The following is an 11,705-nucleotide window of genomic DNA, read 5'->3' as shown; positions in this document are numbered from 1 at the left end:
CGGTATCTAGTCGCCCACGCCGCGGGCTTGGAGTGCCTCGCCCATGGCTCGGGCGCGGCGTATCGAACGGATGACCACCGGAGTACCGAAAGCCAGCAGGGAAGTGCCCGCACCGCGGGCCTTGCGGGCGTCCATGACCTCTTGAACCGTGCCGAGCATCAGCGGCAGGAGGCGGATCGTAAGTGACATCGCCAGGCTGATGTTTTCCACCGGCAGCCCCAGCTTGCCAAGAGGCGCGAGCGCCTTCTCAAAAGACTCCATCATCTCCGAGACTTTGGTAGTCAGCGTGAGGAGCACTGCCGCGACGATGGCGGCATAAATGCTAAAGAAAGTAGTCACCGCCGTTTCAAGGTCTTGCTGCCACCATTGCAGCGCCGCCAGCGCTACGAGCAAATAGAGCGGGGGATAAAGCTGGTTCCAGGCCACGCGCGCAGGGATACGCGCGAGCGGGTAGACCGCAAGCGTGACTACCGCGCAGACCACGGCTACGGGAATGGTCTTTGCAAAAATCGTGGTGCTGATGATGAAAGCGATGAGCACCACAAATTTCACCCACGCCGGCAGGCGGTGGATGAAGGTATCGGCATCGACATAAAACCCAAGCGGAATATTCTGTGGCACGAATGTCTCCCTTTTCTACAGCGGGCGGGAGGCCATCAGGGAGCGATAGAAGTCGATGACCTCAGCGGGCACGCCGTCGGCAGCAATGCGGTGCTCATCGATGCAAATGACTCGGTCGAAATCGTGGATGAAATCCAAGTCGTGCGTGACCACGATAAGCTGCTGCTCCAAGCGCGCAAACTCGCGGCGGATGCGGTCGCGGTTGCGCAGGTCCAAAAGAGTGGTGGGTTCGTCGGCGATGATAAGCACCGGCTCCATCACGAGAACCGCGGCCAAAGCCAGCAGCTGCTTCTGCCCGCCAGAAAGTGTATGCGGTGACTGGTCTGCCAGCTCGCGTAGCCCAAAGCGCTCCAGTGCAGCATCCACGCGTGCGTTCCGCTCGGCCTTGCTGAGCTTGAGCCGACGCAGCGAAAAGGCGACGTCGTCACGCACGTTCGGCATCACAATTTGGTTCTCCGCATCGGAGAAGACAAAACCGACCTTGCGGCGGATTTCTTTTCCGTGGCGGGCGACATCCGCGCCGTCGACAAGCACGGTGCCCGAGGTGGGCTCGCCTAGGCTATTGATGAGGCGGGTGAGCGTGGATTTACCGCCGCCGTTCGCGCCGATGATGGCAATGCGCTGCTCAGAAAGCGTGAGGTTTATATCGCTTAAAACCTCTTCCTCGTCGAAAGCGACGCTGACGTTCTGGAACTCGATGGTGGACATTTATGCCTTCTTGGGCTTGCGTCCCATCAGATCCGGAAACGCCGCGTGCACGCCAATCGCGATAACGACCATGACCGCCAGCTTTAGTGCGTCAGGGCCCAGGAAAGGAATCTGCGCGAGTGCGGCCTCGCCCCAGCCCATGCCCGCGCGCAAGGCCATGCCGATGGTGCCGCAGGCGTATTGCACGAGCAGGCTGACGATGCCCGCGAGCGCAATGACGATGCACATGCCGGCCTTGTTGCGCGGGGCGCGGTAAGCAATCGCGCCGCCGATGGCAGGGGAGATGACATAGCCCGCGATGTAGCCCACAGTAGGCCCGGCCAGTGCGCTCAAAACGCTGCGGCCGCCTGCCAGGACCGGTAGGCCAACGAGACCTAGAACGATGAAAAGTAGGCCTACGTAGAAGCCACGGCGCCCGCCCAAAATCAGGCCAGCAAGGGTGATGACGGCGTTCTGCAAAACGATCGGAACGCCGGAGACCGGGCTGGGGATCGAAACAAACGCGAAGACAATAATGAGAGCGGTAAAGACGGCAACGTAAGCGATGTCGCCCGCGACAGAGTTCTTCTTCATGTTGGGCAGATTACACGCCTGGCATTGCGGCTGGGAAACTCGCCTTTTGAACGGCGTTCAGGCGGGTGTGTTGAGCAGGGACTGGGGCTTGGAAGTTCGGCCTGTAGGATAGCGGGCATGCGATTGACGGAGTATCACCAACTGATAGTCGATGAATTCGGTGAATCCGAAGGCAAGTGGATAAGCCACTCCCACGTGCTGGCTAAATACGGTGAAACCGCCGACGAGCTCATCGAACGCGGGGTAGACCCAGGCGAGGTGTGGGAAGGCCTGTGCGATGATTTTGGTGTTCCGGAAAACCGCCGCCTGGGCGTGGACTATCCCACGCTCTAGTTGTTCGAACGCATTCGAAGACTTGTGAGTTAAAAACCGGGCGGACACGCAGGGTTTGTATTTTAGTTTCGAACACTTGTGTGTAAGGTGGTTTGGGGTGTCGGGCGTCGGCGCTAGCTTAGCTTTTGTTGCGGAACCGTAGGTGCGGTTTGGCAGTCTAAATCAATGAGCCTGTGGGATGCGCAGGTAAATCAACGTTAGGAATTAAAAATGGCAACGAAGAAGAAGTCCACCGCTGCGGCGGGCAAGGGAGATGACCGCCAGAAGGCGCTCGACGCCGCGATGGCGATGATTGAGAAGGATTTCGGTAAGGGTGCTGTTATGCGCCTTGGTGACGACGAGCGTCCCCCAATCCGCGCGATTTCCTCCGGCAACACCGCCATCGACATCGCACTGGGCATCGGCGGATTCCCGCGCGGGCGCATCGTGGAGATTTACGGCCCGGAGTCCTCGGGTAAGACCACCGTTGCGCTGCACGCGATTGCGTCTGCGCAGAAGGAAGGCGGCATCGCTGCGTTTATCGACGCCGAGCACGCCCTCGACCCTGAGTACGCTCGCCTTTTGGGCGTGGATACGGATAACCTGCTGGTTTCTCAGCCGGATACCGGTGAGCAGGCGCTGGAAATCGCCGACATGCTCGTGCGTTCCGGCGCTATCGACATCATCGTTATCGACTCCGTCGCGGCCCTTACCCCGAAGGCGGAAATCGAAGGCGAGATGGGTGACTCCCACGTCGGCCTGCAGGCCCGCCTGATGTCCCAGGCGCTGCGCAAGATGACCGGCGCGCTGTACAACTCCGGCACCACCGCCATCTTCATCAACCAGTTGCGCGAGAAGATCGGCGTCATGTTCGGCTCCCCGGAGACCACCACCGGTGGTAAGGCGCTGAAGTTCTACGCTTCCGTGCGCTGCGATATCCGCCGCATCCAGACGCTTAAGGATGGCCAGGATGCGATTGGTAACCGCACCAAGATCAAGATTGTGAAGAACAAGGTTTCCCCGCCTTTCAAGATCGCCGAGTTCGACATCATGTACGGCGAGGGTATTTCGCGTGAGTCCTCCATCATCGACCTTGGCGTGGAGCACGGCTTTATCAAGAAGTCCGGTTCCTGGTTTACCTACGAGGGTGACCAGCTGGGGCAGGGTAAAGAGAAGGCCCGTAACTTCCTGAAGGAAAACAAGGACCTGGCTGATGAGATCGAGAAGAAGATCTTCACCAAGCTGGGCATCGGCGCCGCGGCCGCGACGGGGGAGGAAGTCCACATGGACGTGCCCGGTGCGGACGATTCCTTGACGGATGACGCCGTCGATTTGGTTCCGAACGTCGACTTCGACGACGACTAAATGTCAAAGCCCGCCCCAGAAAAGCTCGAAAAGCTTCGCCAAGCGCTTGCCGAATATGAATCCGGCGCCGCTGGAGGCGGGCTTTTTGATGCCGAAGCAGAAGAAGCCAAAGCCAAGGTGCGCTCCCGCGCGCTGTTGCTGCTGGATCAGCGCGCGCGTTCGCGTAAGGAATTAAGTGACCGCCTCCTTGCCCTCGAATTCGACGCCGAGGTAGTGGAGATGGTCCTCGATGACCTAACGCACGTGGGTCTGCTTGACGACGCCACCTTTGCCAAAGAGTGGGTGCGCCAGCGCCATGCCCGCAGAGGTAAATCCGCGCGCGTGCTAGACCGCGAGCTGCAGGAAAAGGGTGTGTCCCAAGCCCTGCGGGGTGAGGCCTTGGAGCAGGTGACGGAGGAATCTGAGGAGTCCATTGCCCAGGCCCTGGCGGTGAAGAAGGCGCGCTCTGTGAAAACGGCGCCGACGGATCGGGCGGAGCGTGATAAATACTTGCGCCGCATCGTAGGCGTGCTGGCGCGGCGCGGTTTCAACCAAGGCATGTCCATGCGGATTGCCATTGCGGCGCTGGATGCGCGCATCGCGGAGCTGGAATCCTAGGGTTTATGAGTTGGCTGCTTTGGCCGATAGAATGACCCGACGTGAGTAATCCCCAGACTGAGGCGCCCCGCACCTACGAAGTGCGTACTTTTGGCTGCCAGATGAACGTGCACGATTCCGAGCGCATCTCCGGCTTGCTGGAGGAGGCAGGCTACTGCGCAGTCGACTCCGGCGACGAGCCCGACCTCATCGTCTTTAACACCTGCGCGGTGCGTGAGAACGCAGATAAGCGCCTATACGGCACCCTGGGCGCATTGAAGAAGACCAAGGAGAATCACCCCGGCATGCAGATTGCCGTGGGCGGCTGCTTGGCGCAAAAGGACAAAGACACCGTCCTCGATAACGCGCCGTGGGTCGATGCGGTCTTTGGTACCCACAACATGGGTGCCCTTCCTACGCTGCTCGAACGCGCGCGCCACAATGACGAGGCCCAGGTGGAAATCGTTGATTCCCTCGAGGCTTTCCCTTCCGTGCTCCCTGCAAAGCGCGAGTCTGCCTACGCTGGCTGGGTCTCGGTCTCGGTGGGCTGCAACAACACCTGTACTTTCTGCATCGTTCCTTCCTTGCGCGGTAAGGAAGAGGACCGCCGCCCGGGCGACATCCTGGCCGAGGTCAAGGCACTGGTAGACCAAGGCGTTTCCGAGGTCACCCTGCTGGGCCAAAACGTCAACGCTTATGGCGTGAACTTTGCAGACCCTGACCTACCGCGCGATAAGTTCGCGTTCTCGAAGCTGCTGCGCGAGGTGGGAAAGATCGAGGGCTTGGAGCGTCTGCGCTTTACCTCGCCGCACCCGGCAGAATTTACTTCCGACGTCATCGACGCTATGGCCGAGACCCCAGCCGTGTGCCCGCAGCTGCACATGCCGCTGCAGTCTGGCTCCGACCGCATCTTGAAGGAGATGCGCCGGTCTTATCGTTCGAAGAAGTTCCTCGCCATCCTGGATGAAGTCCGCGAGAAGATGCCGCATGCGGCCATCACCACTGACATCATCGTCGGCTTCCCAGGCGAGACCGAAGAGGACTTCGAGGCCACCATGGAAGTGGTAAAGCGCGCCCGTTTTGCCTCCGCTTTTACCTTCCAGTATTCGCCGCGCCCGGGTACCCCGGCGGCGGAGATGGAAAAGCAGGTCCCGAAGCACATCGTGCAGGAGCGCTTCGAGCGCCTCGTCGCGCTGCAAGACTCCATCCAGGCCGAGGAGAATGCGAAGCTGGTTGGCACCGACGTTGAGCTGCTGGTGCAGGCCGAGGGCGGCCGCAAGGCTGACAAAACTCACCGCCTGACCGGACGTTCCCGCGACGGCCGCCTCGTGCACTTTGCGCCTATCGACGCCGCCGGGACCGACATCAGCGCAGATATCCGCCCAGGCGACGTCGTGCATACCACCGTCACCGATTCCGGTTCCTTCTTCCTCGTGGCTGACTCCGGCGTTACCGAGCACCGCCGCACTAAGGCCGGCGACATGTCCGCAGCAGGTCAGACCCCAACCACCGCGCCTATCGGCGTAGGTTTGGGGCTACCGCAGGTTGGCGCCCCCGCCACCCAAGATTCCTGCGGCTGCTAAAGGAGTATTTCATGAGCAATCAGTACGACACCGCCCACGCCGCCGAGCGCGCTGCCTCCCAGAAGATGGAACTGGGAGGCTACAAAACCGCGCTCATTACAGCGGTTGTCGCGTGGGTGGCGTACCTGGTTCTGCCCTATGCCGGCACCGCCAACGGCTGGGAGGTTCTTGGTCTGGGCAGCACGAGCGTGAAGATTTCCATCATTGAGAACATCTCGGGGTGGTGTGCCCTGCTGGGCATCGGCGTGCTGACCAGCCTCACCGTCATCACCCGCCGCTTAAACTTCGGCCTTGCTGCATGGATGCTGGTGGCAATCTCGCTGTTTCTTAACCTCTGGGGCTTCTGGTACCGCGGCTCGACCGCTAACGGCGCCTCCATCGGCATGTGGGTCGGCGTGCTCGCTAGCCTGATTGCATTCTTGGCGTACTGCCGTGTGGCCTTTAGGCGCAGCCCCGAGCAGATTGCAGCGGCCGAAAAGGCCCGCGCCGCAGCCAGCTCCCTCGATCAAGTCGGCGTCCTGCAGACGGAGGCCGCGACCACACTTCCTCCGGAGGAGAATCCGCTGCTTATCGACGACCGGCGCCGCCGAGCGCACAAGCGTTAAGCTCCGAATTTAACTCCGGAGATGCAGCTCCCAGGCTGAGGACGTGGAAATAACCTTCGCGCCTAGGTGCTTATAGATGCGGTTCATCGCCGGGTCCGCATCCGCGACCGAGCAATATGCCCGGCGCGCGTCCGGCCACCAGTGCGCGACCTCGTGCAGTGCATGCAGTTTCGCAGCCGTGGCCAGTCCGCGTCGACGCCTATCGCGGGCGGTGACCGTCAGCGTCCACTCACAGACCTCCGGGTCCGCATCCGCGTGCCGGGAAAGCTCCGTCAGCGCCACGATACGCCCGGCTTCCTCGATCGCAACCAGAAGAGTATGCGAGCGCCGTGCCCGCAGCCTGCGATGCGCCTCCTCCAAACGCTGCGCGGTCCAGTAAATAGGCTCGGTGCTCAAATCGCCGTAGACCGCATCCGTGGAGGCCACGGTCAAAAGCTCCAGGATGTCATCCAGATACTCAGCGGGGATGTCATAGTCGGCAAAGACGTGAAATTTACGCGAGGCCACCGGGAAAGGCCGCGCCGGCGTATCCGGAAACTCCACGAACATCTGGTGCTCGGCGTGCTTTTGTGCAAAGCCCCGCGCGATATACGGGCCCGAGAACGGGTCATAAGAGTAGTCCGCATCGGCAGGGTAGAGCATGCCTACCTGTGCGACGCTGCGGCCGAGCTTATGGGCCAGGTCGAGGGCGGCGTCGACAAGCTGCTCGGCTACCCCGTACGCTTCCGCGGACAGCTCCTCGCCGGGCATGGGCAGCAGGCCCGCCGCGAGAACGCACTCGATTTCCGCATTCTGTGTTTCTTCAAGAAGAGGCAGCGAGATATGGATGAAGCCGTCGAAATCCAACTCCGGGCTGGGCTCCACCGCGGAAATAGTGGGCAAGCCCAGCGCGCCCACCTCCAGTGGGGTAGGAGAAGTTAGCCCAAAGAGATAGGTCTGCGACTCGTTCGAGCCCTGCAGGCGCTGGACCACCCGCGAAGGCGCAGAAGATGCGGCTGGGTCACCGCTGGCCTCCTGCGCATACAGGTTCGCGTCGAAGACGAAGCTACGGACGCAATCTGCTGGCTCTCCGCGGCCGGGGACAATCTGGACGAGCAAATTATTTGTCATTTACAGCAGCTGCCGCTGCGTCCGCGAACTCCTGCCACTGCGCGGCCTGGGCGCGCAGGTCCTGCTCCTTCTTGGCGTTGCCCTTGGCAGCGGCGGCGTCGGCTTGCGCGTTTAGATCGTCGACCTTGGACTGGAACTGCGCCACGCGTGCCTGAGCTTCGGGGTCGGTACGACGCCACTCGGAATCCTCCGCGGCGGAAACGCGCTTTTCCAGGGCCTCAATCTTGGCCTCGTATTCACGGACCTGGTTGCGTGGGACGAATCCAATTTCCTCCCACTTTTCTTGCAGCTCGCGCAGCTTCGCCTTAGCGGCCTCGATGGACTTGGAAGGATCGATTTGCGAGTCGTATTCCGCAATCAGGGCGTCCTTCGCCTGCGCGTTGGCGGCGAATTCCTTATCGCGCTCGTCGTTGACGGCGTTGCGAGCGGAGAAGAAGTGGTCCTGCGCAGCGCGGAACTGCGCCCACAGCTTGTCATCGGCCTCGCGCGGGGCGCGGCCGGCGGCCTTCCACTCGGTCATCAGGTCACGGTAGGCGCGCGCGGTGGCTGCCCAGTCGGTGGAATCCTGCAGCGCCACGGCGCGCTCGACGAGCTCTTCCTTGCGCTTGCGGGCCGCCGCGCGGTTGCGGTCTAGCTCCGCGAAGTGCGCTCCACGACGCCTATTAAAGGAGTCGCGTGCGCGCGAGTAGCGCTTCCAGAGGGCGTCGTCAGTCTTGCGGTCGATTCCGCGAATCTGCTTCCACTCCTCGAGGATGGCGCGGATGCGATCTCCCGCGGCCTTCCACTCGGTGGAGTTCGCTGCGATGTCCTCGGCCTCTGCCGCGAGCTTCTCCTTGGCCGCGATGCCTTCCGTGCGGCGGCGCGCTTTATCGGCCTGCGCCTGCTCGCCGGCGCTTACGGAGTGTTCGATGACAGCGCCCAAACGCTTGTCCAAGGCCGCAATATCGCCGATAACGGCAGCGGTAGGCAAAGACTCCCGCAGCTCCGCGGCGGTGGCCTTGATGGTTTCCGCCTCGCCCGGGTGCGCTTTCAAACGTGTTTCCAGCAGCTCAATCTCGGTGGAAAGGTCATCGTAGCGGGCACCATAGTGCGCCAAGCCCTCAGCCGGGGTGCCGGCCTTCCACTCGCCAATCTTGCGTTCGCCTTCGGGAGCATTGACGAAGACGGAACCGTCTTCCTCCACGCGGCCCCATTTGGCCGGATCATTCTTTGCGACCTTAGCCGCCGGCTGTGCGCCCGGGCGAGGGCCTGGACGAGCACCCTTCTTGGGCATTGCACCTGGGGTTGGGATAGACATGGTTGAAACCGCCTTTATGAAAGTCGCGCCGCGCGTCACGGCTGCCTAGAGTGTTCTCCCTAACAGTACCTTCTCCTGCATTAGGATGAGTGAGCAATGTTAAATCTTTTGATTATGCCTTCCTCGCCGGCCTTGGCGGAGGAATTATCTCCTGCAGATGCCCCTAGCCGCGCGCTATTAGGCGCAGCTCGGCAGCTGGTCCGCGAATACGCGTCGGCCAATGAGGAGCTGGTGTTAGACATCGTTGGCTCCAGGGATGCACGCTGGCATACGGCACATACAGGTTCACTGCGCGCGTGGGGCGCCCCGAGCGTGCAGCTGGGCGAGGGCAATTACCTGCCGGAGCTTATGGCGCGCTACATGCTTGCAGACGGTCCGGATTATCGCGTGGGCGAGGTCCGCGAGCACCTAGGCACCCCGCGCGCGGGCGTTCTCACCATCGTGTGCGTAGACGGCAGTGCCGGGCTTACCCAACGCGCGCCGCTCGCGCTTATCGACGCCGCCCCCGCGGCCGCCCGGTGGTGCGAATCCCTGCTAGCGGGCGCGGACGAAAGCTGCGATGAAGAAAAGCTGCGGGCCGCCGGCGTCGAGGAGACTGCTCTGTGGGCAGAGCTCGCGGCGTTGCAGCCGGTAAAAGCGGAACTGCGCGCGGCGGATTCGACGCTGGGCGTTGGACGATATGTGGCGGGGTGGCAATGTTAAGACCAATCGCAGTCGTAGGGCCTACGGGTTCGGGTAAAAGTGACTTGGGCGTGCAGCTCGCGCATGAGCTAGACGGCGAGGTTGTCAACGTCGATTCCATGCAGCTCTACCGCGGCATGGACATCGGCACGGCGAAGCTCACGATGGAAGAACGCGAGGGCATCCCGCACCACCAGCTTGACGTCTGGGAGGTCACGGAGAAGGCCTCCGTCGCGCGTTATCAAGCAGACGCCATTTCCGACGTCGAGGCGATCATGGCCCGCGGCAAAACGCCCATCCTCGTGGGTGGCTCGATGCTCTATGTCCAAGCGCTCGTCGACGACTGGCAGTTTCCACCCACCGACCCTGCAGTTCGCGCGAAGTATGAGCAGCGGAGGGTGGAAATCGGCGTCGATAAGCTGCACGCGGAGCTTGTAGAAGTAGATCCGGCCGCGGCCGCCATCATCGAGGACAAGGACCCGCGGCGCACCGTCCGTGCGCTGGAGGTCATCGAGCTAACCGGCAAACCCTTCAAGGCCAGCCAACCCCCGAAGGACGCGCCGCCGCGCTGGAACACGCTGCTGCTGGGCCTGCGCACGCAAGCAGATTGGCTCAACCCGCGCATCGAGCTGCGCAGCCGCCGCATGTTCGAACGCGGGCTCGTAACGGAGGTCGAGCGCCTGCAAACACAAGGCCTCGTAGAAGATTCCACCGCCGGCCGCGCCATCGGCTACGCGCAGGTATTCCAAGCTCAGCGAGGAGAGCTGACCTGGGACGAAGCCATAGAGCGCACGATTACCGGAACGCGGCGCTACGTGCGCCGCCAACGCTCCTGGTTTAACCGCGACAAGCGCATCAACTGGCTGGATGCGGCCGCCGATACGCGCGGGCAGGCGCTGCGTATTATTGAGGCATGAAATTTGCCAAGGGACACGGTACGGAAAACGATTTCGTCATCATCGAAGACCATGACGGCCAGCTAGAGCTTAGCCCCGAGCGCGTGCAGCGCCTGTGCGATCGCCGCGCCGGAATCGGCGGGGATGGCCTGCTGCGCGTGGTCCGCGCGGGCGCGCTGGGGGAGCCGCTCGCCGAAGGAATTGCTGACGAGGATTGGTGCATGGACTACCGCAACGCCGATGGTTCCGTCGCCGAAATGTGTGGCAACGGCACTCGCGTCTTCGCCCACTGGGTGCGTTCCCGCGGCTTGGTGAATGCCGATTCCTTCACCGTCGGCACCCGTGCCGGTGCGAAAACGGTGACGGTGCATTCCTTCGATGAGTTCGAGGCGCAGGTTAGCGTGGAGATGGGTGCTGCGCGGGTAACCGGAGTTTCCACGGCGTCGATGGCAGGCGAGAGCTTTGCGGGCCTCGGTGTCGACGTGGGCAATCCGCACCTGGCAGCGGTCATCCCGGGGCTTTCGGCAGAAGGCCTGGCCGAGATGACCTTCGAGCAGCCGACTTTCGATGAGTCCTTCTTTCCCGAGGGAGTCAACGTTGAGGTGCTGACTCAGCTTGCTGAAGGCGCCGTTTCCATGCGTGTCTTCGAACGCGGCGTCGGAGAGACCCGCTCTTGCGGCACCGGCACCGTGGCGGCCGCATGCGCCGCGCTTGCCGACGCCGGCTACGGCACCGGCACCGTCAGCGTCCATGTTCCCGGCGGCACGGTGGAAGTGGAGATCTTCGACGAAGACTCGCGTCTTACCGGCCCTTCGCGCATCGTGGCAACTGGCGAGACCGCGCTTTAGTCTTTGTAGTGCGTGCCGAGGGAAAGGGCCGCGCGGCGGGCGGCGAGCCAGGTCTCGCGCAGCTCGGTGGCGCGGTCATCGGTAACCCTTAAGAGGGATTCCAGCTCGTCGGTTTCGATGTCTGTGCGGTATACGCGGATGTCCAAGCGGCTTAAAAATCGCTTGGCACCGTTTAATTCGTAGCGGAAGGCCTCGATGGTGGGATCCGTGCAATCCAGATCCAGCAGCGCGGGGCGGTGCAAAGTGCGGTCTGCAATGGCATCGGTATTTTGCGAATTGCAGAAGGCGTCGAATTCAGCGATCACGTCGCGGATATCGTCCGCGGAAAGATCGATGGAGGTGCGCAGGGCGGCGTGCTCGGAGGCGTCGGGACGTGCAGAGGCGAAAAGCCATATGGCGCCTGCCACCAAGAGCGCAATGAAAAGGCCAGGCAGTTTCAGGGTCACGATGAGCGCAACGGCTGCCACCACCGCGAGGGTGACGGCGAGCATATGACGCCCTGTCGAGTCCATACCTGGCCCTTCTTCGTT

At 62.2% G+C, this 11,705-nt stretch carries 14 protein-coding genes; 8 read left to right on the top strand and 6 right to left on the bottom strand.

Annotation, left to right across the window (positions count from 1 at the left end; genetic code table 11):
* Positions 1-6 precede the first annotated feature (6 nt).
* From HMPREF3155_RS09935 to HMPREF3155_RS09925, 3 genes are read right to left on the bottom strand one after another with little or no spacing between them, the layout of a single operon-like run.
* Positions 7-621, bottom strand: coding sequence for an energy-coupling factor transporter transmembrane component T family protein (locus HMPREF3155_RS09935; RefSeq protein ID WP_070433229.1), 615 nt, complete (start codon positions 619-621; stop codon positions 7-9).
* Between the two features lie 15 nt (positions 622-636).
* Positions 637-1,329, bottom strand: a complete 693-nt coding sequence (locus HMPREF3155_RS09930; RefSeq protein WP_070433228.1) for an energy-coupling factor ABC transporter ATP-binding protein — start codon at positions 1,327-1,329, stop codon at positions 637-639.
* Entirely contained in the window at positions 1,330-1,902 is a 573-nt protein-coding gene (locus HMPREF3155_RS09925) for a biotin transporter BioY (RefSeq protein ID WP_070433227.1), read from the bottom strand.
* Positions 1,903-2,019: 117 nt separating this feature from the next.
* Here HMPREF3155_RS09925 and HMPREF3155_RS09920 point away from each other — a divergent pair, with 117 nt between their 5' ends.
* The 5 genes from HMPREF3155_RS09920 (at position 2,020) to HMPREF3155_RS09900 (ending at position 6,343) form a co-directional block, all read left to right on the top strand.
* Positions 2,020-2,235: a DUF3046 domain-containing protein gene (locus tag HMPREF3155_RS09920; protein ID WP_062038610.1), complete on the top strand. Its 216-nt coding sequence runs from the start codon at positions 2,020-2,022 to the stop codon at positions 2,233-2,235.
* A 210-nt stretch (positions 2,236-2,445) separates the two neighbouring features.
* Entirely contained in the window at positions 2,446-3,579 is a 1,134-nt protein-coding gene (gene recA, locus HMPREF3155_RS09915; RefSeq protein WP_061923051.1) for a recombinase RecA, read from the top strand.
* Positions 3,580-4,176, top strand: coding sequence for a recombination regulator RecX (gene recX, locus HMPREF3155_RS09910; RefSeq protein WP_062038613.1), 597 nt, complete (start codon positions 3,580-3,582; stop codon positions 4,174-4,176).
* A 41-nt stretch (positions 4,177-4,217) separates the two neighbouring features.
* Entirely contained in the window at positions 4,218-5,738 is a 1,521-nt protein-coding gene (miaB, locus tag HMPREF3155_RS09905) for a tRNA (N6-isopentenyl adenosine(37)-C2)-methylthiotransferase MiaB (RefSeq protein WP_082787701.1), read from the top strand.
* Positions 5,739-5,749: 11 nt separating this feature from the next.
* On the top strand, positions 5,750-6,343 hold the full coding sequence (locus HMPREF3155_RS09900) for an Rv2732c family membrane protein (protein WP_070433226.1): 594 nt from the start codon (positions 5,750-5,752) through the stop codon (positions 6,341-6,343).
* A 9-nt stretch (positions 6,344-6,352) separates the two neighbouring features.
* Here the strand turns inward: HMPREF3155_RS09900 and HMPREF3155_RS09895 are convergent, their stop codons facing one another.
* Positions 6,353-7,453: a GNAT family N-acetyltransferase gene (locus HMPREF3155_RS09895; RefSeq protein ID WP_246815632.1), complete on the bottom strand. Its 1,101-nt coding sequence runs from the start codon at positions 7,451-7,453 to the stop codon at positions 6,353-6,355.
* Positions 7,443-8,750 carry a DUF349 domain-containing protein gene (locus HMPREF3155_RS09890; protein WP_070433225.1) on the bottom strand — a complete coding sequence of 436 codons (1,308 nt, stop codon included), beginning with the start codon at positions 8,748-8,750 and terminating at the stop codon, positions 7,443-7,445. Before HMPREF3155_RS09890 ends, HMPREF3155_RS09895 begins: the two co-directional genes overlap by 11 nt.
* 96 nt (positions 8,751-8,846) lie before the next feature.
* On the opposite strand from HMPREF3155_RS09890, the gene HMPREF3155_RS09885 reads away from it, so the two are divergent.
* From HMPREF3155_RS09885 to dapF, 3 genes are read left to right on the top strand one after another with little or no spacing between them, the layout of a single operon-like run.
* A complete protein-coding gene (locus tag HMPREF3155_RS09885; RefSeq protein ID WP_070433224.1) occupies positions 8,847-9,452 on the top strand; it encodes a hypothetical protein in 606 nt (201 codons plus the stop codon).
* Positions 9,446-10,348, top strand: a complete 903-nt coding sequence (gene miaA / locus HMPREF3155_RS09880; protein ID WP_070433223.1) for a tRNA (adenosine(37)-N6)-dimethylallyltransferase MiaA — start codon at positions 9,446-9,448, stop codon at positions 10,346-10,348. Before HMPREF3155_RS09885 ends, miaA begins: the two co-directional genes overlap by 7 nt.
* On the top strand, positions 10,345-11,175 hold the full coding sequence (gene dapF / locus HMPREF3155_RS09875) for a diaminopimelate epimerase (protein WP_070433222.1): 831 nt from the start codon (positions 10,345-10,347) through the stop codon (positions 11,173-11,175). The genes miaA and dapF overlap by 4 nt, the downstream gene beginning before the upstream one ends.
* Here the strand turns inward: dapF and HMPREF3155_RS09870 are convergent.
* A complete protein-coding gene (locus HMPREF3155_RS09870) occupies positions 11,172-11,687 on the bottom strand; it encodes a hypothetical protein (protein ID WP_061923031.1) in 516 nt (171 codons plus the stop codon). The genes dapF and HMPREF3155_RS09870 overlap by 4 nt on opposite strands.
* Positions 11,688-11,705 lie beyond the last annotated feature (18 nt).

Origin of the sequence: Corynebacterium sp. HMSC06D04, from assembly GCF_001807315.1 — a bacterium.
Lineage (GTDB): Bacteria > Actinomycetota > Actinomycetes > Mycobacteriales > Mycobacteriaceae > Corynebacterium > Corynebacterium simulans.
Note: the sequence above shows the minus strand (reverse complement) of the source record. Positions and strands in the feature narration are given on the sequence as shown.

Bases quoted from the DNA above. Each gene is read 5' to 3' on its own strand.
- HMPREF3155_RS09930 (WP_070433228.1), bottom strand. From the start codon at position 1,329: ATGTCCACCATCGAGTTCCAGAACGTCAGCGTCGCTTTCGACGAGGAA.
- recX (WP_062038613.1), top strand. From the start codon at position 3,580: ATGTCAAAGCCCGCCCCAGAAAAGCTCGAAAAGCTTCGCCAAGCGCTT.
- HMPREF3155_RS09920 (WP_062038610.1), top strand. From the start codon at position 2,020: ATGCGATTGACGGAGTATCACCAACTGATAGTCGATGAATTCGGTGAA.
- recA (WP_061923051.1), top strand. From the start codon at position 2,446: ATGGCAACGAAGAAGAAGTCCACCGCTGCGGCGGGCAAGGGAGATGAC.
- dapF (WP_070433222.1), top strand. From the start codon at position 10,345: ATGAAATTTGCCAAGGGACACGGTACGGAAAACGATTTCGTCATCATC.
- HMPREF3155_RS09900 (WP_070433226.1), top strand. From the start codon at position 5,750: ATGAGCAATCAGTACGACACCGCCCACGCCGCCGAGCGCGCTGCCTCC.
- HMPREF3155_RS09925 (WP_070433227.1), bottom strand. From the start codon at position 1,902: ATGAAGAAGAACTCTGTCGCGGGCGACATCGCTTACGTTGCCGTCTTT.
- HMPREF3155_RS09890 (WP_070433225.1), bottom strand. From the start codon at position 8,750: ATGTCTATCCCAACCCCAGGTGCAATGCCCAAGAAGGGTGCTCGTCCA.
- HMPREF3155_RS09885 (WP_070433224.1), top strand. From the start codon at position 8,847: ATGTTAAATCTTTTGATTATGCCTTCCTCGCCGGCCTTGGCGGAGGAA.
- miaA (WP_070433223.1), top strand. From the start codon at position 9,446: ATGTTAAGACCAATCGCAGTCGTAGGGCCTACGGGTTCGGGTAAAAGT.
- HMPREF3155_RS09870 (WP_061923031.1), bottom strand. From the start codon at position 11,687: ATGGACTCGACAGGGCGTCATATGCTCGCCGTCACCCTCGCGGTGGTG.
- HMPREF3155_RS09895 (WP_246815632.1), bottom strand. From the start codon at position 7,453: ATGACAAATAATTTGCTCGTCCAGATTGTCCCCGGCCGCGGAGAGCCA.